Below are 22,670 nucleotides of genomic sequence, written 5' to 3' on the forward strand. Positions count from 1 at the left end.
TAGTGAAAAAAAGCAAGAAAAAACCGAACAAATATTCGCATTTATCATTTTCTTAAAAGCTGTTTTCTCAAAAGATCAAATCCTTGCATAACCGCATTATATCTGATAGCAGCACGGTCTCTGGCAAAGTGATATTTTTCTGAAACTACGCCGTCTTTAGATGAAATAGCGATCCATACTGTTCCTGCAGATTGACCTTCTAACGTGTCCGGTCCAGCCACTCCGGTGAAAGCTACACTGTAATCTGTTCTTGCTATCTCACGTGCTTGAATGGCCATCTGCTCCACACATTCTTTGCTGACTGTTCCATATTCTGCTAATAGCTCCGGATCAATCTCCAGAAAACCAGCTTTTGTTTGGAGCGAGTAGGTAACGAATCCACCTGGAAATACTTCAGATACACCAGCAATATCGCCCAATGCGGCTTGGAAGGCACCGGCTGTCAAACTTTCCGCTGCTGTTACAGTCTGCTTGTTTTCTTTCAGTAGTTCCACTACGACTTTTGCTAGCGAATTATTATCGCCGTATCCATAAAAATATTCCCCTACTCGTTCTTGGATTTTTTCTTCTAATGCTAAAAGAGCTTGATTCCCTGCCTGAACATCATTTGTTTTCACTGTCAGTCGTAATGTCACTTCATTTGGTTTGGCATATGGTGCGATCGTTGGATTGATCTGTGTCTCAATCAGATCTTTTAGCTCAGTGACCAGTCGCGATTCACCAATCCCATAAAAGCGCAAAACTTTAGAAATTAGTTTTTCTTCAGAAGGAAAACGTTCCTCTAGTAAAGGACGTACTTGTTCCACAAACATTGGTTTCAACTCATTAGGCGGACCGGGAAGAAGGATATACGCATGTGTATCTGTTTGATAAAAAGTCCCTAAAGCAAGCCCTGTACGATTTGGTAGAGGAACCCCGCCTTCGATAATCTGGGACTGTTGCAGATTGTTTTTGGTCATTTTTCGATGGGTTGTTTCAAAATATGCCAATAATTTTTTGTATCCTTCCGTATTTTGTATGAGAGACTTACCGAGGTGAGCCGCAGTTGCTTCTTTTGTCAGGTCATCTTCTGTCGGTCCTAATCCGCCACATAAGAGTATGAGTTCACTTCTTGTTTCAGCTAGAGCAATCAACTCTTCTAAACGCTGCTGATTATCTCCTACAACTGTTTGATAATAAACTTCGATACCTAGATCAGCTAGCTGTTCTGACAAGAAAGTGGCATTCGTATTCACGACTTGTCCTAGTAAAAGTTCTGTTCCGACAGCTATTATTTCTGCTTTCATTACTTCCCGCTCCCTTATATAGTATACGCTGTATTTTTATATTTTTTTATTTAAAAAGAGGGCAAGGAGCTGTGACAAAAATCTTGTCACAGCTCCTTGTTCTAAATAAACAGTGTTCTCCTGCCAAAACCTCGGTCATAAGTCACAATATACATAAAACATGAAAAGCTGTTTTTTGAAATTATCCCTTGTGACTCAGAGTTAGACGGCAGGCTCACAACCTCTCCACTAAACGATACTTACATTGATCCTTTGAACACACCGCTGTTTTTGATGAAGTAATCCACACCTGAATAGATAGTAAAGATCAGACAAGCATAAAGCATGATTTGATCTACTGGAATACCGATCAGGCTGAATGGGATATTATTGATAAACAGCAAGATAATAGCAACCATTTGTGTAGCCGTCTTGACTTTTCCCGGCCAAGCTGCAGCCATGACTTCTCCATGTTCGACAAGTAGTAAACGCAAGCCTGTGACGGCTAATTCACGACAGACAATGATCGCTACTACCCAACCAGGGGCCTTTCCTTGGTCAACCAACATGATAAAAGCAGTCATAACTAGCATTTTATCTGCCAACGGGTCCGCAAACTTGCCAAAATTAGTGACAAGGCCTCGCGCACGGGCAATTTTTCCATCTAACCAGTCTGTGATACTAGCTAAAGCAAAAATAACTGCACCTACTAGCTGTGTGACAGCCAGTGTGGTGTCTCCTACGTTAAGTTGTCCCCAATCTAAAGGTAAACCTACAACCAAAATGAAAATCGGGATCATACAAATTCTAAGTACAGTTAATTTATTTGGTAAATTCACACTATCGACTCCTTTCTTCCCTATTCTACGTGACTATCAGCGAAGTTTCCACCGATATTATTTACTTTTCCAAATGAATTTATTCAAAGGAGTATTTTTATTGAAATTGATCTTTTTGAATTAACGAAGAAGGATCGCGACACAGATTTGTCACGATCCTTCTTTTTTATACCTGCAAGTAAACAGATGCGTAAACTAATTTATACGATCACTCTGCGTATTGAAGAGTAAGGTTCACATTTTTTGGACTCTGATTGTTTTCCCCTGGATTAACTGGTACGGATTCTCCATTCGCTTTGATCGTTGCATTGCTTGCTGCACCAATCGTGATGGTCGCATTTGTTGCTGTTTCCGGTAACACGGTACTCTGTGTTTCATTTGCTGCCAGTGTCCCTTGATAAACATAGGCATTGTCTACTAGCACACCTAACCATACACGATTGACAGCAGTAAATTCAAGGGTTACAGGCTTGGTAGCGTCTGTGATATTTACTGCGATGGCACTGCCAGAATCTTCTCCTGTAGCTATTGCCATTTTCTTTTCTTCACTTGATTTTGTTGTTGATTCTACTGTAGAAGACTCTTTGGTCTGCGTGCTTTGCTCTGAGGAAGAGGACTCCTCGACTGATCCTTCTACTTTAAGCGAAGAAGCTGTGTCTCCGATTATTGGATCAGCTTGACGATCTTGCCAAGTCATATAGCCCACGACAACGACAATCGCCAAAGCAACCAATCCTAATAAAATGACAGGAAGACTTGTCCAAAAGCGACTTGGATGCGATTCTTCCTGATGCATTGCTTTTCTAGAAGTACTTACTTTTTCAGGCTGCGGACGTTCAGGGACCGATCCTGTCAATTTGCTTTTCCCATCAAAAACATCGACTAAATGGTCTCCATCTTCTCCTACAGCTTCAGCGTATTGCCGAATAAATGCCCGCACGTAAAATTTACCAGGCAATTGGTCAAAATCATCATTGTCGATTGCTTCCAAATAACGTTTTTGAATTTTTGTAATCTGCTGTAATTCATCTAAAGATATTTTTTTATTCAGGCGTGCTTGCCGTAATTTTTCTCCGATGGTTTCAAAAGCCACTCGTTCATCTTCTCCAGTCTGTTTGATTCTCCGAAGCATCTGCTGTTGCAACGAAAGACGTTATGTTTGGGTGCTGTGACAAAAGTCATGTCACAGCTCCTTTTTTCCGAATAAACATTGTTCTCCTGCCAACTCCTCGGTCACAAGTCACAATATCCAATAAATATAAGAAGCTGTTTTTTGAAATTGTTCCTTGTGACTCGGAGTTAAACGGCAGGCTCACGACCTCTTTCTTAAACGGTATTCAATCAGCTGTTCCTCGGTATTAGCTCAAAAACCGGAAAAATATAAGGAGATATTTTTCCGTATGTTTCTCTAATACTCAGGTCAAAACGCTGATTTTACAACCTCTTCCTTAAACGGTGTTCAAAAGCTTGCATCTGCGGTAATAAGTCCAACCAAGTTAAAAACATTAAGAAGCTGTTTTTACTTGGCTGTTCTTATTACTTGATGCAGGGCAGCTTTTTCACAACCTCTTGGTACACGGTGTTCCAGAAGTAGCTTCTTCGGCAATAAGCCGAAATATCACAAAAATTTGAGAAGCAATTTTCGTAAATTCCTTCTTATTTCTTGAAGCTGACCACTTCTGTCACAACCTCTTTGATTACTTCGTTTGATTTTATTTTAATATAAGTTGATTAAAAGAGAGCATGATTTGTTTTATTTTCTCACTAATTTTTCCAACACAACTAAGAATACCATAAAAGCTGATTTTGGAGGAGGTTCCTACTACAAGTCTAAAACGAAATTTAAGACTTTTCCTCATAAAATACTGGTTTATTTTGGTCTCATGTAAAACTCGCTGAAGGCCTCTTCACTTATAAATGCTTCCCCAGCTGCCAGTACGTCTTTCATTTGGATCGAATCGATGATTTCAGGAAGATCAAATAAAGTTCGATCGCCAAATAAACTTTGCGTAAATTGATTGGCAATATATTCGATCGAATTTAATGATTGGAAATATTGTCCAAGCATTTTCTTCTTCAGCAAATCGAGATTTGTTTCTGACACTTCCGGATCATCAGCGAATCCAAGAATGATTTCTTTGACTTTTTCTGCTGCTTTCTCTGGTTCGTCCGTATCTCCGCTGAAGTCCGCAAAGTGAAATTCACGATCCAAGCTGAATTCAAAACCAAAGCTGTCATCGATAATTCCTTGATTGTACATCGCTAGATAGTTTCGAGAAGTATTGCCTAAAATCATTTGGAACAACAGATTGATTGCTGTTTTATAGCGTAACAGTTCTGTTCCTTCTTGCGGCAATGTGTCTAATCCTTTAATACCAAGTACAAATTTATCTCGTGTAATGGCTGCTTCCAATGCACTTTGTTTGATGATTTCTTTTGTGTTTTCAGGGAAATAACGTACAATTTCTTGCTTTGGAGGGAAATTTTTTGCTTCTTGGTTTTCCCGAATAAGTTTCATCAATTTCTCAGGCTCCATCTTACCAACTACAAATAAAACCATATTGCTTGGCTGATAAAACGTCCGATGGCACGTATACAAGTCTTGAGCTGTGATTTTGTCGATACTTTCAACCGTGCCCGCAATATCGATATGCAATGGGTGTGTAGGATACAAGTTATTTAGTATGCCAAAAAATATCCGCCAGTTAGGGTCGTCTTCATACATTTGGATTTCCTGACCGATGATTCCTTTTTCCTTGTTTACAGTTTCTTCTGTGAAGTAAGGTGCTTGTACAAAATCGATCAGAGTCGTCAGATTCTTTTCTACCTGATCCGTCGTAGAAAACAGATAGCTGGTTTTCGTAAAACTTGTGAAAGCATTGGCGGAAGCTCCTTGTTTCCCAAATAATTGAAAGACATCACCATCTTCTTTTTCAAACAACTTATGTTCTAAAAAATGGGCAATTCCATCTGGAACTTTCACCTTTTCTTTTTCACCATAGGGAATAAATTCGTTATCGATCGAACCATAATTCGTACTGAACAAACCATATGTCTTGTGATAGTCATTTTTAGGCAACAAATACACGGTCAAACCGTTTGGCAGTACTTCATGATAAAGTGTTTCATTGATTTGCTCATATTCTGTTTTATTCATTTGCATTTCCTCCTGCTAAAAAGAAGATTGCCTGCAATTCGATTTGCTCAGCCACTTGTTGTATCTCTTTGATTGTCACGCTTTCCATGCGTTTCAACCATTCTTCATCAGATAATTTTGTTTCTGGCAGCCAGCTGTCCAAAAAAGAAGCTTCGATTGCTGCTTGAGGAGAGTCTAGAGAAAGCAGATATTGGTTTCTCAGCATTGCTTTTGTCTGAGACAGTTCCAACTCTGTTATTTCACCATTTCGCAAACTTTCTAATTGCTCGTGAATCAGATGAAGTACTTGATTTCGGTTCTTTTCATCGATACCGGTTTGGACACTCATGAACCCTCGGAACGTATCCACGCTACTAGAGGCATAATAAGCTAGACTTTCTTTCTCTCTGACATTCATGAAAAGTTTAGAGTGAGGAAAACCGCCAAATAAACCGTTAAAGACCATTAGCGCAAAACGTTCTGGTTCATCGTAATACACATTTGTCTGATAAGCTAGGTTCAGCTTTGCTTGAACGATTGGCTCACGTACTTGTCGTTCCTTCACGATATTCACTTGAGGCTGGGTATAAAACAGATCGGGATAAACTGTTTCCCGCGACTCAAATGGTAATTGCCCAACTGCTTCAGCTGCTTTGTCCGGATCAACATCGCCGACAACAAAAATGTCGATTTGATCATTTGCCATCATTTCTTGATAGTAGGACGCTAGCGAACTAGCAGTGATCTTGTCCAGATCTTCGACTACGCCCAACCCTGGGATCTTTTGTTCCGGGCTGTTTTCAAAATAAAGTTCTTGCAAGGCATAGGAAGCAAAAGTTTGTTTATCTTCCTTCAAACTTTCCAAATATAGACGCAGATTGTTCTTTTCCAAGTCAAACGTCAACTGATCAAACTGATGATTTTTAATATTTGGATAAAATAAAACCTCTTTTAAAAAATCTACCGCTTGAGAAAAAAGGTTTGGATCATTGACATATTCACCATTCACAAAACTGATCCCTGCGTTTAGCCAATGTAAATTTCCTTTTTTTCTAACTGATAATCCAAAGCTTGCGCCATAAAGCTCTGCAAGTTGCGCACTTAACTTTGTCTGATCCGGATAATTCAAACTATTTGTTTCCAACATGCTGCTGAGAAGTGAACGTTTCGTGATGACTTCTTGTTGCAGACGCGCAGTAAAACGGATAAAAATCCGGATCGTTTTGTATTGTTTTGTTGGTAAGAAATGAAGATTCACGCCTTCTGCCAATTGATACACCATATTTATATGCTCCTTTTCACAGATGATTGCCCGCTTACTCTTTTAATGGGTCAACCTGCCTTTTTTACTTATTCCTCTGCTTGAAATTTATAAGTTCAGGCAATTCGCCGTTTTTTCTAAATGATGTTACACTTTATAGTATAGCATAGATGTTTTTTATCAAAAGAAACAGACGGCTAAAAGCGTATATTGTTTTTTTATTTTTTATTTTTCGATATACTAAAGACAAATAAAAGAAGGGAGGGTCATTCATGATCAAAGAATTCAAAGAGTTCATCATGCGTGGAGATGTCTTGGATCTTGCTGTCGGCGTTGTTATTGGTAGTGCGTTTACAAGCATCGTAAACCAAGTGGTGCAAGGCTTGATCACACCACTAATAGGTTGGTTTGTCGCAATGATCACAGGTACTTCTGATTTAGAAGGAGCACTTTCAATTCTTGACTGGTCGCCGACAAAAGGCGTCACATTTGCGTTTGGTAACGTTATTAGTGCTATCATTACATTTCTGATCACTGGTTTTGTCTTATTCTTAGTTGTCAAAGCGGCAAACCGTGCGAAGAATTTACGCTCCAAAGAAGAGCAAGTGGAAGTGGAAGAAACTCCTACTGCAGAAGATTATCTTAGTGACATACGCGATCTTCTTGCCAAACAAGTGGCAGAAGACAATACACATCCAGTAGAGCAAACAAATCTTTCCGATACTTCTAAATAATAAATAATCTAAAAAAAGAAAGCCGATTTTCAGTATCGGCTTTCTTTTTTTAGATTCTTAACTTGCTACTTGTTCCTTTTTCATGTCGATATGTGGAATATCATCTTCCAAATACACATCTGAGATTGCCTTGAATCCAAACGACTCATAAAAAGCTTGTAGGTATTCTTGTGCGCCGATCACGATTGGTTTTTCTGGAAAATTTTTCTGGATCATGTTAATCGTTTCTTGAACAATCTTTCTTCCTAAACCATCTTTACGGTTGTCCTGATGAACAAGGACACGTCCAAAATGGATACTCTCCGCTTCTTCATATACTCGCGTGTAGGCAAGGATCTTCCCATCAGTATCTTGAAAAAACGTATGCCAAGCTTGTCCATCAATGTCATCAACTTCTTGATAAGGACACTGTTGTTCCACAACAAAAACTGCGATTCGTTCTTTGACGATCGCGTAAAACTCTGCTGTTGACAATTCTTCAAATTTCTTTACCTGATATTCCACTAAGCAAACGCCCCCTGCTTTTTTATTCTTAGCATACCGATTCGCACACAAAAAAGCAAACGAACCTTACGAATCTCAGGCTCGTTTGCTTTTTAAACTGCTTCAGTTAAAAATTCGATCTCAACTGTCCGAGTAAGTACATCTGAATAGCTGTAAGATACTCGTTCAAAAGAATTTTCTTCAGGATCCAAATCAACAACGAATACTGAAGGATAGGTTTCTGTTAAAACGCCGCGGCGTTCTGTTTGACGCTTTCTTCCTGTCTGAGCAACCAACATGATTGGGCTGCCGATACGACCTTCTAAATCTTTCTTGATTGAAGCTAAAGTTGTTGGCATACAGTTCACCTCTACTATCAACTATACCACATATTTTTAAAATTTTCAAGTTTACCATAAAAAAAAAAGAAATGCAATAAAAATAAATAAGAAGCTCATTAAGATTTTTATAAATTATTCCTCATTATAAAATTTCAAGTGTTTTTTTATTTTGAGTTTTACTCTCCCGTAAGCGCTCATTACTTGCTTGTGATCCATTGCTAAACATTCAGCCATGTCTACAAAATCAACGCCTTGCATATAATAATGAAAAATTTTAGCTTCTATTTTTGAAAACTGGATTTCGCAATTTTCGATTGCTTCTTTTAATAAAAGATGCTGAATCGCTAAAGGTTCTTGCAATGTGATCTCTGCTAAAAAGTCTGGTCCTTCTGTCTCTATTTTTTGGTCGATTGAGACTTCATCTTTTTGATCACGACGCTTCAGCGCGTTCTGCTTCCTCAATAGAGAATAGATTTGATTGCTTATAATGCTTTTATAATAACTTCCAAAGCTAACACCTTTGCTTTTTTCGTAAGTTCTCAATGCCTGATATAAAGCGATCCTTGCTTCTTGTTCCCAATCCTCAGAAACATAATTTCTTAAATAATAGGTGTTTTTCAAACGTAGTAAAAGTGGAAAATATTTTTGATACAGGGCAGCAAATGCTTCTTCGTCACCATTACGTGCAGCGCGCAATAACTCCTCAGACATAAAATAATTCCTCCATAAATTCGTTTATGGAGGAATCTTATCATCAATGATTCATCGAACTGATTAGAACGATATGTTATTTATTTTTTCTCATTAAATCGTCCAATTTTTGGGACAATTTTTTTAACTGCTCTTCATTCCATGGAGAATTACGTCGGAAATCAATAAAATGCATATCTTTATTTTCTTGGGCTATTGTTTTTTCCGTTTTTTTTATCGTCTTATATAATTCATAAGCAGAAGTTCGTAATGCTCCTTGGGAAAAGATCATCCACTGTTCTGCTAAATCGCTTGTCGCCACTGTCACTTGTGTCAAACGGTCATTCAGCTGACCAGCGATTCTCTCGATATAACTGTCAGCCGTTTCGTCTTCTTTCGTAAAAACAACATCCAACTGGTATTTCTTATAATTTTGTTGGATGCCCGGAACTAATTGGGCATCGAAGACAACGATGACTTCTAGTCCTTCATATTTCGCATAATTTGATAAACGATGTAAAAGAGCTTCTCTTGCATCCGCCATTTTGTCCTGCTTTTTAAGCTGGACAAGTTCCGGCCACGAACCAATCATGTTGTAGCCGTCTACAATCAACAGCTGTTTTTTCATGGTCTACTCCCCCTGACGTTGGGAAAAAGCCTGATACATAAGCAAACCAGCAGCAACACTGGCATTTAAGCTCTGGACGTGCCCGGTCATCGGGATCGTCAGCAATTCATCCATTTCTTTTTTCAATCCTGGACTCATTCCTTTGCCTTCATTACCAATGACTAAAGCAATTGATCCTTTGGCATTCCATTTTTGGAAGTTTGTGCCGGTCATATCTGTGCCAAATACCCAAAATCCTGTTTCTTTGAGCTGTTGCACAGCTTGTACCAAATTCGTCACGCGTGCAACGGGGACATGTTCGACTGCCCCAGTGGAAGTCTTTGTTACGATAGGTGTGATTCCAACTGCTCGGTGTTTTGGTATGATCACACCATCGACGCCACTTGCGTCTGCTGTCCGTAAAATCGACCCAAAATTGTGTGGATCTTCGATGCTATCCAAAATCAAAAAGAAGGGGTCTTCTTTTTTCTCTTTTGTTCGTTCAATCAGTTGGTCAAGGGATAAATATTCATAAGGTGTAATCGCAAGAACGACTCCTTGATGCACGCCGTGATCGCTCAAAGTTTCTAATTTTTGTTTAGGAACCCATTTGACTGGCACAGCTTGTTCACGTGCGATTTCTTTCAGTTCTTCTACTTTTTCTCCTCGTGAATCTTCTTGAAGAAAGAGTTTATTCCCTCGCCCTTGTTGTAGCGCTTCTACTGCGGCATGGTGTCCAAAGACGAAATTATCTTCTAATGCTTCTTCATTTTGATCAGAAACTGACTGATTTCGTCCAGTTTGCTTTTTATTTGGATATCTATTTTGTTTTTTGTCTTCAAATCCACGTTTCGATTGATGTTTGTTTGTTCTTTCTTTACCCATTTTTTTCACCAACTTTCTGAATACACCAGCGGATCAATTCTTCCATCCGCTCGGTTTGTTTTGTCAAATGCAGATAGCCCATGAGCGCTTCGAACCCTGTTGCGACCCGATACGTCGTAACATCAGCATTTTTTGCGCTCGTATGGCTTTTAGCATTTCTTCCTCTGCGATAATAAAGTTCTTCTTCTTCTGTCAAAAGATGTTCTTCCAGCATTTGCTGAATCAAAAAGGCTTGTGCATTCGCAGAAACATAATTCGTTGCCGCACGATGCAGCTTATTGGGTTTTGTTTCTCCTTGATCAATCAGGTGGTCACGAACATAGATTTCGTAAATCGCATCTCCAACATAAGCCAAGGCTAAACCGTTCAATTGTGTGTAATCTCTCATGCTTCTCTTCTCCATCGGGTTCCTTGCGGCGTATCTTCTAATAAGATCCCTTTTTCTTTCAACAAATCACGAATTTCGTCGCTTCGGGCAAAATCACGATTGCTTCTTGCTTGATTTCGTTCTTCGATCAATTGTTCAATCTCTTCATCTAATAACTCTTCTGCTGTAAATAAAATACCGAAGATCGAAAGCCATTGCGAGAATAAAGCTTCTCCTTGTGCCAAGACAGCGGCAGAAACTTTCGGCTGGTCTAGATAAGTGTTCAGCCACTTAGCAAGCTCATAGACCACTGTGATCCCATTTGCTGCATTAAAATCATCGTCCATTTCTTCGATGAATCGCTGTTCTAAATTTTCTAACAAAGCGATTTTATCCGCATCATCTGCCAAATTCTCTGAGGCAGTTTCTTGGCGGAATTTCAAATTGTCAAACGTATTCTTCAGTCGTTGTAAATTGGTGGCTGCTTCTTTCATCGTCGTTTCACTGTAGCGGATCGGACGACGGTATTGTGTGGTCGCCATGAAGAAACGCAAGACTTGTGGATCAACGTTTTTGATCATTTCATGTACAGTGATGAAATTCCCTAGAGATTTACTCATTTTTTCATCGTCTTCGCCAATCGTTACATAACCATTGTGCATCCAGTAATTAGCGAATTTTTTCCCTGTTTTCGCTTCACTTTGTGCGATTTCATTTTCATGATGAGGAAATTCTAAATCTTGCCCGCCACCATGGATATCGATCGTTTCTCCTAAATGTTTTGTTGCCATAACGGAACATTCAATGTGCCAACCGGGACGTCCTTTGCCCCATGGTGAATCCCAAGAAATCTCGCCAGGTTTTGCTTGTTTCCATAAAGCGAAATCTAATGGGTCTTCTTTTTGCTGCTGTTCTTCCCCTGTACGCTGACTTGCTCCGACTTCCAGTTCATCGATGGATTGGTCACTTAATTTCCCATAATTTTCAAATTTACGGGTACGGTAATACACATCACCTGAAGATTCATAAGCATAGCCTTTTTCAACCAACACTTGAATAAATGCTAAAATATCTGGCATATGATCCATGACTCTTGGATGCAGTGTAGCAGGCTCGACATTCAACGCTTTCGTATCTTCTTCAAATGCTCGGATGAAACGATCAGCAACTTCTGGTGCTGTAATACCTAATTCGTTTGCTGTACGGATGATTTTATCGTCTACATCCGTGAAATTCGATACGAAATCGACTTTATAGCCTCGATATTCAAAATAGCGTCGAATTGTATCGAAAGCAATGGTGCTACGAGCATTTCCGATATGGATATAATTATACACAGTCGGTCCGCAGACATACATACCGACACGTCCCTTTTGTATAGGGATGAATTCTTCTTTTTTTCTGGTCAATGTATTGTAGATTTTTATCATTCTGATCTCCTCACTTTTTCTCCTTTGATTCGAACGACTTTTGCTGGTACTCCTACCGCTGTAGCGTCGTCTGGAACATCTTTCAACACAACGGCACCTGCACCGATTTTGGCGTTTTTTCCGATCGTTACCGGTCCTAATATCTGCGCATTCGCAGAGAGCATGGCTCCTTGTTTAACAGTTGGATGTCTTTTACCCGTTTCTTTTCCTGTACCGCCTAATGTTACGCCATGGAATAAAATCACATCGTCCTCGATTTCTGCGGTTTCGCCAATGACGATTCCCATTCCATGGTCGATGAACACGCCAGTGCCAATCGTTGCTCCTGGATGGATCTCAACACCAGTTAGGAAACGCCAGAATTGAGCATTGATCTTCGCCAATAAAAAGAGCCGGTGCTGATATAAAAAATGAGAGAAACGATGCCAAAACAGGGCATGAAAACCAGGGTATGTCAAAACGATCTCAGCTGTCGAACGTGCAGCCGGATCGTTTCTCTTTGCTGCATCAATCGCTCGGGTAAACCAACTCATGACTTTCCACTCCTTTCGTAAGAATTTTATGTAGGAAATCATCTTCTTATAAAGAAAAGAAGCGCCTTTTAAATAAGTTTCCTTATCAAAAGACGCTTTCCGCGTGGTTCCACTTTTCTTCATAATCAACGATTATCTCTGACAGCTAACGCCTGTTATACGTTCTTGGCTACTTCGTTTCCTGTAAAACAGTTTTTCCTGTTTTCTGTGTTTTCGCCAAGACCACTCCCAGAGGCATTTCGGCAACCATTCATTGATACCTTGCACCACCCGGTATCTCTCTTGTAATGATCAGCTGCTTACTTTTTTCTGTTCATCGTGTTTAGTTCAGTACTTGATTTAAATGTGCTAATGATTTTTCACGACCAAGCAATTCGATCGTTTCAGGCAATTCTGGTCCATGCATTTGTCCTGATACAGCTACACGGATCGGCATGAAAAGATTTTTCCCTTTTACGCCAGTTTCTTTTTGAACAGCTTTGATGGCAGCTTTTACAGTTGGAGCATCTACTACTTCCATTTGTTCTAGCTGTGCTTTAAATGCGTGGAGAACAGTAGGAACTGTTTCACCAGCAAGTACTTCTTTTGCTGCTTCATTCAATACAGGATGTTCATTGAAAAATAGCGTAGACAGATCAACGATTTCTGCAGCATAGCTCATTTGAGGTTGATACAGGCTAACGATCTTCTTCACCCATTCGATTGTCTTTTCATCTGGGTTTTCTGCTACACGTCCATCAGCGATTAGATAAGGCAGACACATGTCAGTAAATGCATCTAGATCCATTGCTTTGATGTAATGGTTGTTTACCCATTGCAGTTTTTTCGCATCGAAAGCTGCGGGTGATTTACTTAGGCGTTTTGGATCGAACATTTTGATCAATTCTTGGTGTTCGAAGATTTCGTCTTCGCCCACAGGTGACCAGCCCAATAATGCAATAAAGTTGAACATTGCATCTGGTAGATAGCCTAATTCGCGATATTGTTCGATAAATTGCAAGATTGATTCGTCACGTTTGCTTAGTTTTTTACCTGTTTCACTGTTGATGATCAATGTCATATGTCCGAAGGTTGGTGGTGTCCAGCCAAATGCTTCATAGATCATCAGTTGTTTTGGTGTATTGGCAATATGGTCATCTCCACGTAAAACGTGAGTGATTTTCATCAAATGATCATCGACCGCAACAGCAAAATTATAAGTTGGCATACCATCGCGTTTTTGGATGACAAAGTCGCCACCGATATTATCGGATTCGAACGAAATAGCGCCTTTCACCATATCTGTAAATGCGTATTCTGTATTGCGAGGCACACGGAAACGTACAACAGATTCTAGACCTTGTGCTTCTTTTTCTGCTTGTTCTTCAGGTGTCAAGTTCGCACATGTTCCTGCGTAATGAGGCATTTCTCCTCTTGCGCGTTGTGCTTCCCGTTCTGCTTCTAATTCTTCTTCTGTGCAATAGCATTTGTATGCTCGATTGCTAGCAAGCAGCTGATCAATCAGCGGTTGATAGATTTCTTTACGTTCAGATTGACGGTAAGGGCCGTATTCTCCAGGATTTTCAGGAGATTCATCCCAATCCATTCCCAACCAAGCAAGGTTTTCCAACTGGCTTTTTTCGCCATCTTCGATATTACGTTTTTGGTCAGTATCCTCAATACGAATAATAAAGTCTCCATCATTGTGGCGGGCAAACAAATAATTGAATAATGCAGTTCTTGCATTTCCAATATGCAGGTGCCCAGTTGGACTTGGTGCATAGCGTACGCGTACTTTCGTCATTTTCTTCCTCTTCTTTCAAACTAGACTTTGACTAACAGCAAAAATTCCGTCAGTTACGGCTTCTCAAATATCATTTATTTAAAGCCACTCAGCACAAATTTTACCTTTTCTAAGGTAAATAGTAAAGCCAACTGGTTGAATTTCCTTACCAGTTGGCTGAATTTCTTTTTTATTTTGATTGTTTAGTCTTTTTCTCTGTCTCTTTTTTATTGTCGATTCCTCGTCCTGCATGTGCAGGTTTAGCAAAGATCATGCGTCCAGCAGCTGTTTGAAGGGCACTCGTTACAACGACTTCGATACGCTCATTCATGTAATGCTGTCCATCTTCTACGACAACCATCGTGCCGTCATCTAGGTAGGCTACTCCTTGTTGGCGTTCTGTCCCGGCTTTTACTACTAGAACATTCATCGTTTCACCAGGGATGACGACTGGTTTTACGGCATTTGCCAACGCATTGATATTAAGAACAGGTACATTTTGGAATTCAGAGACTTTATTCAAGTTATAGTCATTGGTTACAATGACACCATCTAAAAGCTTAGCCAATTTGATCAATTTGCTGTCTACTTCACTGATATCTTCAAAGTCTCCATCGTACATTTCGACAGATATACCCTCTTCTTTTTGCAAGGCATTTAGGATATCTAATCCGCGACGACCACGCACACGTTTCAAACTATCCCCTGAGTCCGCGATGTATTGTAGTTCGTAAAGAACAAAATTAGGGATCATCAAGGTTCCTTCTAAGAATCCAGTCTTTGTAATATCATAAATCCGACCGTCAATGATCACGCTTGTATCCAAGATTTTATATTTATGGAAATTTTCTCCTGATTTTCGTTCTAGCAGTTGACTCTCAACTTGACTAGCTGTTTCTTGCTCGATTTTTTTGCTTCGTGAACCAAAAACTTTCTTCCATTCTTCGATTCGTGTTGTTCCCATTCTCAATCCCAGATAACCTAAGATGATCATCAGTAAAATCGGCAATACACTATTGACGAATGGAATTTCCATATTGTAAAGAGGGGTCGAGATCACAACACCTAAAGTCAATCCGATGATCGCACCGATCGCACCGAAGAGAAGATAAGTCAAGCTGACCTCACTTAGTTTTTGTTCTACTTGTTTGATAACAGCTGAGATATGTTTGGCCAACAGCAAAGATAATAAAAAGAAAATAAGTGCGCCTAACAGGCTGTTGGTAAATGTATTATTCAGCCATCCGTTTGACTGTTGACCGATTGCCTGCCAAGCTGAGGGTAAAAATGAAATACCCAAGCTTGCGCCGACAATGATCATCAGCAAAGTAATGACACGTTTTTGCATCGTTTTTCCTCCGTTTCGACAATCATTTATTAGTTAGCGGAACACACGCTTCAACGTTTCAGCCAAAGTTGCTACTCCAACTATCTCGATTCCTTTTGGCGCTTCCCAGTTACCTAAGTTGTTTTTAGGTAGGTATACTTTTGTGAAGCCGAGTTTTTGGACTTCTTTGACTCGTTGTTCAATATGACTGACACGTCTGATTTCTCCAGTCAGTCCAATTTCACCGATGAAACATTCCGTTGGCTGTGTTCCTTTTTCTTTATAGCTTGAAGCAATACTGACAGCGATAGCTAAATCAATCGCTGGTTCATTTAATTTTACCCCACCTGCAGCTTTTAAGTAAGCATCTTGATTCTGAAGAAGCAACCCAGCTCTTTTTTCCAGCACTGCCATGATCAGAGATACCCGATTGAAATCAAGACCTGTTGTTGTTCGTTTGGCATTTCCGAACATAGTAGGTGTGACTAATGCTTGGATCTCTACCAAAATTGGACGTGTCCCTTCCATTGCCACAACGATAGCAGAGCCAGTTGCACCGTCTAGGCGTTCTTCTAAGAAAATCTGTGAAGGATTAGCGACTTCTTCCAATCCATGCTCATGCATTTCAAAAATCCCAATCTCATTCGTTGAGCCAAATCGGTTTTTTACTGCTCGCAAAATCCGAAAACTATGATGTTGTTCACCTTCAAAATATAACACCGTATCCACCATATGTTCTAACATTCTTGGGCCGGCGATCGAGCCTTCTTTGGTAACATGACCGACGATAAAAATGGCTATCCCATTTGTTTTAGCGATTTTGAGTAGTTCTGCAGTGGTTTCTCTTACTTGGCTGACACTTCCTGCCACACTTGTGATGTCTGGCTGCGTCATCGTTTGGATGGAATCAATGATAACATAATCAGGGGAGATATGTTCGATGGCACGACTGATTTCGTTCATATCTGTTTCAGCGTATAGATAAAATTCTGTGTTGATACTTCCGAGGCGTTCCGCGCGTAATTTTATCTGCTCTGCGCTTTCTTCGCCGGATACATATAAGACTTTTCCGCCTATGGCTGCTAATTGCTGAGAAACTTGTAACAGCAAAGTGGATTTCCCGATACCTGGATCGCCACCAATCAAGACCATAGACCCTGGCACCACACCTCCGCCTAACACACGGTTCAGTTCTTCTAATTTTGTTTTGATCCGAGGTTCTTTTTTAGGGACGACGTCTGCAATTTTTGTTGGTTTTGCTTTTTCTCCTGTCAAACTTGTCCGAGTTCTGCGGTCCGTTGTATCTTGTTCGATTTCTTCGACCATCGTATTCCATTTTCCGCAATTTGGGCAGCGTCCCAAGAACTTAGGCGACACATACCCGCAATTTTGGCAAACAAATTGTACTTTTGATTTTTTTGCCATTGTACCGCCTCCTTTTATCCTAATCATGAGACATTAAATCAAGCTTAAGTATCTTTAACGTTTTATTTACTGGAAGAACCAAATCCGCCTTGACGTTGAGCAGTCGTTTGATCTTGATCTGCTTTTAAAAACGGCAAAAAGATCCCTTGGCCGATACGCTCGCCTTTTTTGATCACTACATCCTTGAAACCAAAGTTGGTGAATTGGAACATGATATGGCCTTCATTTGCCTCATTATTGTAATAATCACTGTCAATCACACCTACTCCGTTTGTCAACACTAAAAACCGCTTCAACGGATTGCTTGAACGGTTAGCAAGCTGCAAAAATTCATCTTCTCCCATGTAAGCTTTGATTCCAGTAGGCACGAGGGTTGGTTTCAATTGTTTTTCATTTTCTGATACATCTTTTTTCAATCCATCTGCGACTGTTTCCAACCCCTTTTTCCAGCCTGCTTTCCAGATACTTGGAATCACGACCTCTTCTGCTGCTTCAAAATCATAGCCAGCAGCATGATGTGTAGCGCGCTGCGGTAGATTGATATTTTGATCTTTATATTTAGAAATAACTTCAAATCCTCTTTTTCTCACCGGTTTTCCTCCCTAAATAAACTACTCCTATTCTAACATATCCGAGGCTGTAAAAGACTTTCTTTACAAATTCTTCAAGAAATTCTGCTATCTTAAAGTAAACCATTAATTCGTTCTTTTTCCAAACGACTGCAAGTTGTACAAAAAAACTATTTTTTACATGACTTTACTCGTCAAAACAAGTAGAATAGAACGAAATTAATGAGTGGATATTTGATTGAGGTGTCACATGCGTAAAGAAATTAAAAATGCAAAACGAATTATTGTCAAAGTAGGAACAAGTACATTGATTTATCCCAATGGAAATATCAATCTTGCGGCAATCGATCAGTTAGCTTTTGTCCTTTCTGATCTTAGAAATCGGGAAAAGGAAGTGATCTTAGTCTCATCAGGAGCTGTAGGCGTTGGTATGCATAAATTACATTTGTCAGAACGTCCGACTTTGATTCCTGAACAGCAAGCTGCGGCGGCTGTTGGTCAAGCCGAACTGATGAATATCTATAATCAAAGATTCAGTGTATATAATCAACAGACGGCACAGATCCTCGTGACAAGAGACGTGGTAGATTATCCTGAAAGTCGTAAAAATGTGAGGAATACATTGGAACAGCTTTTGATTATGGACACGATCCCTATCGTGAACGAAAACGATACTGTAGCAGTGGATGAATTAGATCATCTGACAAAATTTGGCGATAATGATCAGCTGTCAGCCATCATGGCAAAACTTGTCGCGGCAGACCTTTTGATCGTCCTTTCTGATATCGACGGGTTTTATTCAGATAATCCGACTACAAATCCCGAGGCTCAGATGTATCGCTATATCGATAAAATCGATGAAAAGATTCTGGCACAAGCAGGTGGTGCTGGTAGCACATTTGGAACAGGCGGTATGCAGAGTAAATTAAAAGCCGCTTCTAGGATATTTGAAGCAAACAGCGCAATGATTTTAGCAAATGGAAAAAATCCGGCAATTATTTTTGATATTCTTGCAGGAAAAGAAGTAGGTACTTTATTTAAGGAGGACTTGAAATGACTGACTTGATGCAATTAGGACAACAGGCAAAAGATAGCGCGCAACAACTAGCACTTATGCCTACAAACCGCAAAAATGAGCTACTTGTTCAAATGGCACAAACCATCAAAAAGAATCAACAAGCGATCATTGAAGCAAATCATAAAGACTTAGAAAAAGCAGTCGAAAACAATATCAGTGAAACGATGCAAGACCGCTTGCAGCTGACACCTGAGCGAATCAATGCCATGGCTACAGAGATCGAAAAAATTGCTTCGTTAGACGATCCTATTGGAAAAGTAGATGAGATGTGGACGAACACCGACGGATTGAGAATCGGCAAAAAGCGCGTGCCACTAGGCGTGATCGGCATCATTTACGAATCTCGTCCAAATGTCACGACAGATGCAGCTAGTCTAGCATTCAAATCAGGGAATGCCGTTATCCTTCGCGGTGGCAAAGAAGCATTCTTCTCGAATCAATTATTAGTCCAATTATTGCAGCAAGTACTGGTCAGTGCTGGCGAATCTCCTTATGCCATCCAGTTTGTCGATGATACTTCTCATGAAACTGCAGGACAGTTGATGCGATTGACAGAATACTTAGATGTGCTGATTCCTCGAGGCGGAGCAAAATTAATCCAACGAGTCAAAGAACAGGCAACGGTACCTATCATTGAAACAGGTACAGGAAATAATCACGTATATATCGATAAAGAAGCACAGTTATCTATGGCAGTGAACATCATCGTCAATGCAAAAGCTTCCCGTCCATCTGTCTGTAACGCGGCAGAAACATTGCTGATCCATTCCGAGATCGCACCTTTTTTCTTGCCAGCTATTGAAAAAGAACTGGTAGAACACGGGGTCTCTTTACGTGCGGATGCTCGTACGTTAGAATATCTAGAGACGGCTGCTTTAGCAGAAGACACAGATTGGGATACTGAATATCTAGATTATATCCTTGCTGTCAAAGTGGTCGATTCTTTGGGTGAAGCAATTGCACATATCAATCGGCATAATACTAAACATTCAGAAACGATCGTGACAGATAGTTATGCGGCTAGTCAACGTTTCTTAAATGAAGTGGACGCGGCGGCTGTCTATGTCAATGCCTCCACTCGTTTTACAGACGGATCGGTATTTGGTTTTGGTGCAGAGATCGGTATCTCTACTCAAAAATTGCATGCCCGTGGTCCAATGGGGTTAAATGAATTAACTTCCACAAAATATATCATTTATGGCGATGGACAAATCCGGGAATAATGTTTCGTGTGAAACATTATTCCCGCCTTTTGCCTTTTTTCTGTAAAGGTTCTATCCAACTAGAAAGGTGTCAATATGTTTGAAATTTTAATGATTTTTTTTATTTACCTTATTTCTCTGAATATCGCTGTTTTTCTGGGAGTCGGCATTTTATCCCTTTTCTTTCAATTCAAAAAACGAAGCATAGGGAGTCAACGGGAAAAATGGTCGCAGTATTTTGACAAAATCGGGCCAAAAGGGCTGGTTACACGCTTGCACATTAGTTACATGGTTGCATTATGCTTATTAGCGACAATCAATTACTATTCTTTTTTCGATCATTCAATCGCTTATACGATTACGCTACTGATTGCTGGGATTTTTCACTTATCTTATAAATATCAGCTGAATAAAAACCACTTGAATCGGATTTTCCGCTAAAAAATATCCGTACGATAAGTAGAGTGCCTTGAAGATCGGAAAAAAACTGCCGGACTTTTTAGAGCGTGGGACAAAAGTAAAGAAAAACTTTTGTCCCACGCTCTAAACATGTATAAACGGCGGGAGCAGAAGCAACTCCTTCGGAAATAAGAAGAAATTCACAAAAATTTGAAAAGCAATTTTCGTGAATTTCTTCTTATTTCTTGGAGTTAAACGCTTCTGTCCCAGCCTCTTCCCATATAAACGGTGTTCGCCTACCAGCTGCCTGGTAAATCTGTTTCCTCTTCGTTAAGAAGCGAAAATCCGTCAAATGTTTCGCCATCATAATAACGAAGCAGCTCGTCCATGGACAAGTTCATCGTTTTTTCTTTTTCTTCTTCCGCTGATTCAGCCAGTAGCTGTTCCCGATACACCTGATACATACCAGCTATTTTTTGCTGCATCGCTTTTCTAGTTTCACCTTCCGCATTGATTATTGGCAATTCTTTGATATAGCCACGATAAATCAACCGATCATCTGAAAATTCAATGGGCAATTCAACGAGTGTCAACCCGACTTCCTGAAAATATTCTTCCAGCATCTATTATCCCCCCATTCTTTTTCTTAAATGAATTTTAGCTTACCTACTGAAAATTTTCCAGTTTCATTATTTTGAGAAAAAAAGGGAATGTGACAAAAATCGTGTCACATCCCCTTTTTCCGAATAAATGGTGCTCTCCGGCCAACTCCTCAATCATAAGTCACAATATTCAACAAACATGAGAAACTGTTTTTTGAAATTGTTCCTTGTGATTCAGAGTTAAACGACAGTCTCACAACCTCTTGGTAAACGGCGTTCAATCAGCTGACCCTCGGTATTAGCTCAAAAAACGGTAAAATATGAGAAGCTATTTTTCCGTTATGTTTCTCTAACACTTAGGATAAAACGCTGATTTTACAACCTCTGATAAACGGTGTTCAAAAGCTTGCATCTGCGGTAATAAGCCCAACCAAACGAAAAATATGAGAAGCTATTTTTGTTTGGCTGTTCTTATGACTTGATGCAGGACAGCTTTTTCACAACCTCTGATTTCTTATTCTTCTTCATTTGTAGCAAAATAATTACGGTGATAAATGATACAACATACACTGATAAGAACAATGGCACCTGCAAAATAAAACGCATAGCTTTCACCAATATGTTCACCAATCACACCTGCAATAAATGGTGCTAAAGCTCCACCGAAAAAGCGGACAAAACTATAGCTGGAAGAAGCAACATTTCGTTGCAGACCTGGTATTTCCATAGCAATCGTCGTCAACAGTGTATTGATAATTCCTTGGAAAAATCCTGCTAACACAATGCTGATCGGTACAAGGACTGGCATAGAAGTTCCAGCTCCTAATAACAGCAAACAAATAATGAATAAGACAAATGCAGCTAAAATCGTCCGATAAGTCGTAAACTTCCGCTCAAGAGCCGGTGCAACGAAAATCGAAGCAATAGCCAGAAGCACACCCCAGCCAAAAAATACAAAACCGACTTCTAATTCAGAATAGCCAATCAATAAAAATGGCGCATACGCAAGTAAAGTAAAGAATCCGAAATTATATAACAATGCGATTAGTCCAACTGAACGAAGTTTATGATTGCTTAACGCTTTGACACCTTCCCAAAGGCCTACTTTTCTCTTTGGTTTCTCAGTTTCAGGTAAAAGTACCGCTAGGGCTATAAAACCGCAAAACATCAAAAATGCTACCCCAAAAAATGGATAACGCCATGAACCACTGCCCAAGACCCCACCGACTAGAGGGCCAACAGCCATTCCGCAGCCAAGTGCTGCTTCATACATCATGATTGCTTTTTCTGTGTTACCAACTAAAATACTGACGATCGTTGCTAAAGCAGTAGAGACAAATAAAGCATTCCCGACACCCCAGCCGGCACGTAACCCAATCAGCATTCCGATATTCCCAGATAATCCGCCAAGACCAGCGAATACAACGATGATAAACAATCCTGTCATCAATGTTTTTTTCAAACCGATCCGACTAGATAAGAAACCTGTAAATAGCATCACCACACTAGTGACTAACATATAACTAGTAAATAACAGGGTCGTTTCAGCTGGCGTAGCGTTTAACTGTGCAGCAATCGTTTTTAAGATTGGGTCTACTAGACCCACTCCCATAAAAGCGATCATACAGGTAGCTGCTACAACTAGCGCTGAACTTTTCCCCTTTGTTCCTTCATTTGTTTGTTCTTGTATATCTATTTGATTCTCCAATATTTCCATCCCTTTCTCTCTATTAGC

The 22,670-nt window shown here is 39.9% G+C and carries 23 protein-coding genes and 1 other annotated feature; of the genes, 4 read left to right on the plus strand and 19 right to left on the minus strand.

Annotated features, from left to right (window positions below; translation table 11 throughout):
• Positions 1–44: 44 nt before the first annotated feature.
• The 5 genes from RBL01_RS12015 to yfmF all read right to left on the minus strand — a co-directional run bounded on the left by RBL01_RS12015 (position 45) and on the right by yfmF (position 6,522).
• Positions 45–1,286, minus strand: a complete 1,242-nt coding sequence (locus RBL01_RS12015; protein WP_002318846.1) for a competence/damage-inducible protein A — start codon at positions 1,284–1,286, stop codon at positions 45–47.
• Between the two features lie 239 nt (positions 1,287–1,525).
• Positions 1,526–2,104, minus strand: a complete 579-nt coding sequence (pgsA, locus tag RBL01_RS12020) for a CDP-diacylglycerol--glycerol-3-phosphate 3-phosphatidyltransferase (RefSeq protein ID WP_002298210.1) — start codon at positions 2,102–2,104, stop codon at positions 1,526–1,528.
• A 208-nt stretch (positions 2,105–2,312) separates the two neighbouring features.
• The gene (locus RBL01_RS12025) at positions 2,313–3,236 is read right to left on the minus strand and encodes a RodZ domain-containing protein (RefSeq protein WP_080129768.1); all 924 of its coding nucleotides are present in this window, start codon (positions 3,234–3,236) and stop codon (positions 2,313–2,315) included.
• 738 nt (positions 3,237–3,974) lie between these two features.
• Positions 3,975–5,261, minus strand: coding sequence for an EF-P 5-aminopentanol modification-associated protein YfmH (yfmH, locus tag RBL01_RS12030; protein ID WP_002318844.1), 1,287 nt, complete (start codon positions 5,259–5,261; stop codon positions 3,975–3,977).
• Positions 5,254–6,522 carry an EF-P 5-aminopentanol modification-associated protein YfmF gene (gene yfmF / locus RBL01_RS12035; RefSeq protein WP_038809669.1) on the minus strand — a complete coding sequence of 423 codons (1,269 nt, stop codon included), beginning with the start codon at positions 6,520–6,522 and terminating at the stop codon, positions 5,254–5,256. Before yfmF ends, yfmH begins: the two co-directional genes overlap by 8 nt.
• A 251-nt stretch (positions 6,523–6,773) precedes the next feature.
• Between yfmF and mscL the strand changes: the two genes are divergently transcribed.
• Positions 6,774–7,235, plus strand: a complete 462-nt coding sequence (mscL, locus tag RBL01_RS12040) for a large conductance mechanosensitive channel protein MscL (RefSeq protein WP_002287431.1) — start codon at positions 6,774–6,776, stop codon at positions 7,233–7,235.
• 57 nt (positions 7,236–7,292) lie between these two features.
• On the opposite strand, the gene RBL01_RS12045 is transcribed toward mscL, so the two are convergent.
• From RBL01_RS12045 to RBL01_RS12100, 12 genes are all read right to left on the minus strand, one after another.
• Positions 7,293–7,739 (minus strand): GNAT family N-acetyltransferase, encoded by a 447-nt coding sequence (locus tag RBL01_RS12045; RefSeq protein ID WP_002297374.1) that lies wholly within the window; start codon positions 7,737–7,739, stop codon positions 7,293–7,295.
• Positions 7,740–7,831: 92 nt separating this feature from the next.
• A complete protein-coding gene (locus RBL01_RS12050; RefSeq protein WP_002287434.1) occupies positions 7,832–8,077 on the minus strand; it encodes a Veg family protein in 246 nt (81 codons plus the stop codon).
• A 114-nt stretch (positions 8,078–8,191) separates the two neighbouring features.
• Complete coding sequence (locus tag RBL01_RS12055; RefSeq protein ID WP_002287436.1) at positions 8,192–8,770, minus strand: sigma-70 family RNA polymerase sigma factor; 579 nt, start codon at positions 8,768–8,770, stop codon at positions 8,192–8,194.
• A gap of 76 nt (positions 8,771–8,846) precedes the next feature.
• The gene (locus RBL01_RS12060; RefSeq protein ID WP_002318843.1) at positions 8,847–9,377 is read right to left on the minus strand and encodes an NYN domain-containing protein; all 531 of its coding nucleotides are present in this window, start codon (positions 9,375–9,377) and stop codon (positions 8,847–8,849) included.
• A gap of 3 nt (positions 9,378–9,380) precedes the next feature.
• Positions 9,381–10,241 carry a 23S rRNA (guanosine(2251)-2'-O)-methyltransferase RlmB gene (rlmB, locus tag RBL01_RS12065; RefSeq protein WP_002318842.1) on the minus strand — a complete coding sequence of 287 codons (861 nt, stop codon included), beginning with the start codon at positions 10,239–10,241 and terminating at the stop codon, positions 9,381–9,383.
• Positions 10,234–10,629 carry a Mini-ribonuclease 3 gene (locus tag RBL01_RS12070; RefSeq protein WP_002293091.1) on the minus strand — a complete coding sequence of 132 codons (396 nt, stop codon included), beginning with the start codon at positions 10,627–10,629 and terminating at the stop codon, positions 10,234–10,236. Before RBL01_RS12070 ends, rlmB begins: the two co-directional genes overlap by 8 nt.
• Complete coding sequence (gene cysS / locus RBL01_RS12075; RefSeq protein ID WP_002318841.1) at positions 10,626–12,038, minus strand: cysteine--tRNA ligase; 1,413 nt, start codon at positions 12,036–12,038, stop codon at positions 10,626–10,628. Before cysS ends, RBL01_RS12070 begins: the two co-directional genes overlap by 4 nt.
• Positions 12,035–12,571: a serine O-acetyltransferase EpsC gene (gene epsC, locus RBL01_RS12080; protein WP_002287446.1), complete on the minus strand. Its 537-nt coding sequence runs from the start codon at positions 12,569–12,571 to the stop codon at positions 12,035–12,037. Before epsC ends, cysS begins: the two co-directional genes overlap by 4 nt.
• Positions 12,572–12,656: 85 nt before the next feature.
• Positions 12,657–12,897 (minus strand) — a binding site (T-box leader).
• Positions 12,894–14,354 carry a glutamate--tRNA ligase gene (gene gltX, locus RBL01_RS12085; protein ID WP_002293095.1) on the minus strand — a complete coding sequence of 487 codons (1,461 nt, stop codon included), beginning with the start codon at positions 14,352–14,354 and terminating at the stop codon, positions 12,894–12,896. Its footprint overlaps the feature before it by 4 nt.
• 169 nt (positions 14,355–14,523) lie before the next feature.
• A complete protein-coding gene (locus RBL01_RS12090) occupies positions 14,524–15,681 on the minus strand; it encodes a PIN/TRAM domain-containing protein (RefSeq protein WP_002318840.1) in 1,158 nt (385 codons plus the stop codon).
• Positions 15,682–15,714: 33 nt separating this feature from the next.
• Complete coding sequence (gene radA, locus RBL01_RS12095; protein WP_002287449.1) at positions 15,715–17,085, minus strand: DNA repair protein RadA; 1,371 nt, start codon at positions 17,083–17,085, stop codon at positions 15,715–15,717.
• Between the two features lie 62 nt (positions 17,086–17,147).
• Positions 17,148–17,675, minus strand: coding sequence for a dUTP diphosphatase (locus tag RBL01_RS12100; RefSeq protein ID WP_002287450.1), 528 nt, complete (start codon positions 17,673–17,675; stop codon positions 17,148–17,150).
• A gap of 229 nt (positions 17,676–17,904) precedes the next feature.
• Between RBL01_RS12100 and proB the strand changes: the two genes are divergently transcribed.
• The 3 genes from proB (at position 17,905) to RBL01_RS12115 (ending at position 20,375) form a co-directional block, all read left to right on the plus strand.
• Entirely contained in the window at positions 17,905–18,711 is an 807-nt protein-coding gene (gene proB, locus RBL01_RS12105) for a glutamate 5-kinase (RefSeq protein ID WP_002318839.1), read from the plus strand.
• Positions 18,708–19,955: a glutamate-5-semialdehyde dehydrogenase gene (locus RBL01_RS12110; RefSeq protein ID WP_002318838.1), complete on the plus strand. Its 1,248-nt coding sequence runs from the start codon at positions 18,708–18,710 to the stop codon at positions 19,953–19,955. Before proB ends, RBL01_RS12110 begins: the two co-directional genes overlap by 4 nt.
• 75 nt (positions 19,956–20,030) lie before the next feature.
• Entirely contained in the window at positions 20,031–20,375 is a 345-nt protein-coding gene (locus tag RBL01_RS12115) for a hypothetical protein (protein WP_002318837.1), read from the plus strand.
• Between the two features lie 254 nt (positions 20,376–20,629).
• Here the strand turns inward: RBL01_RS12115 and RBL01_RS12120 are convergent, their stop codons facing one another.
• Together RBL01_RS12120 and RBL01_RS12125 are read right to left on the minus strand one after the other, a co-directional pair.
• Positions 20,630–20,956, minus strand: a complete 327-nt coding sequence (locus RBL01_RS12120; RefSeq protein ID WP_002287453.1) for a hypothetical protein — start codon at positions 20,954–20,956, stop codon at positions 20,630–20,632.
• A gap of 493 nt (positions 20,957–21,449) precedes the next feature.
• The gene (locus tag RBL01_RS12125) at positions 21,450–22,652 is read right to left on the minus strand and encodes an MFS transporter (protein ID WP_002318836.1); all 1,203 of its coding nucleotides are present in this window, start codon (positions 22,650–22,652) and stop codon (positions 21,450–21,452) included.
• Positions 22,653–22,670 lie beyond the last annotated feature (18 nt).

Origin of the sequence: Enterococcus sp. SB12, assembly GCF_030910025.2 — a bacterium.
Classification (GTDB): Bacteria; Bacillota; Bacilli; order Lactobacillales; family Enterococcaceae; genus Enterococcus_B; species Enterococcus_B faecium.

Excerpts from the sequence above, each read along its gene's own strand:
- RBL01_RS12015 (WP_002318846.1), bottom strand. The coding sequence starts at position 1,286 with ATGAAAGCAGAAATAATAGCTGTCGGAACAGAACTTTTACTAGGACAA.
- RBL01_RS12025 (WP_080129768.1), bottom strand. The coding sequence starts at position 3,236 with ATGCTTCGGAGAATCAAACAGACTGGAGAAGATGAACGAGTGGCTTTT.
- yfmH (WP_002318844.1), bottom strand. The coding sequence starts at position 5,261 with ATGAATAAAACAGAATATGAGCAAATCAATGAAACACTTTATCATGAA.
- yfmF (WP_038809669.1), bottom strand. The coding sequence starts at position 6,522 with ATGGTGTATCAATTGGCAGAAGGCGTGAATCTTCATTTCTTACCAACA.
- mscL (WP_002287431.1), top strand. The coding sequence starts at position 6,774 with ATGATCAAAGAATTCAAAGAGTTCATCATGCGTGGAGATGTCTTGGAT.
- RBL01_RS12050 (WP_002287434.1), bottom strand. The coding sequence starts at position 8,077 with ATGCCAACAACTTTAGCTTCAATCAAGAAAGATTTAGAAGGTCGTATC.
- RBL01_RS12055 (WP_002287436.1), bottom strand. The coding sequence starts at position 8,770 with ATGTCTGAGGAGTTATTGCGCGCTGCACGTAATGGTGACGAAGAAGCA.
- RBL01_RS12060 (WP_002318843.1), bottom strand. The coding sequence starts at position 9,377 with ATGAAAAAACAGCTGTTGATTGTAGACGGCTACAACATGATTGGTTCG.
- rlmB (WP_002318842.1), bottom strand. The coding sequence starts at position 10,241 with ATGGGTAAAGAAAGAACAAACAAACATCAATCGAAACGTGGATTTGAA.
- RBL01_RS12070 (WP_002293091.1), bottom strand. The coding sequence starts at position 10,629 with ATGAGAGATTACACACAATTGAACGGTTTAGCCTTGGCTTATGTTGGA.
- cysS (WP_002318841.1), bottom strand. The coding sequence starts at position 12,038 with ATGATAAAAATCTACAATACATTGACCAGAAAAAAAGAAGAATTCATC.
- epsC (WP_002287446.1), bottom strand. The coding sequence starts at position 12,571 with ATGAGTTGGTTTACCCGAGCGATTGATGCAGCAAAGAGAAACGATCCG.
- gltX (WP_002293095.1), bottom strand. The coding sequence starts at position 14,354 with ATGACGAAAGTACGCGTACGCTATGCACCAAGTCCAACTGGGCACCTG.
- RBL01_RS12090 (WP_002318840.1), bottom strand. The coding sequence starts at position 15,681 with ATGCAAAAACGTGTCATTACTTTGCTGATGATCATTGTCGGCGCAAGC.
- radA (WP_002287449.1), bottom strand. The coding sequence starts at position 17,085 with ATGGCAAAAAAATCAAAAGTACAATTTGTTTGCCAAAATTGCGGGTAT.
- proB (WP_002318839.1), top strand. The coding sequence starts at position 17,905 with ATGCGTAAAGAAATTAAAAATGCAAAACGAATTATTGTCAAAGTAGGA.
- RBL01_RS12110 (WP_002318838.1), top strand. The coding sequence starts at position 18,708 with ATGACTGACTTGATGCAATTAGGACAACAGGCAAAAGATAGCGCGCAA.
- RBL01_RS12115 (WP_002318837.1), top strand. The coding sequence starts at position 20,031 with ATGTTTGAAATTTTAATGATTTTTTTTATTTACCTTATTTCTCTGAAT.
- RBL01_RS12120 (WP_002287453.1), bottom strand. The coding sequence starts at position 20,956 with ATGCTGGAAGAATATTTTCAGGAAGTCGGGTTGACACTCGTTGAATTG.
- RBL01_RS12125 (WP_002318836.1), bottom strand. The coding sequence starts at position 22,652 with ATGGAAATATTGGAGAATCAAATAGATATACAAGAACAAACAAATGAA.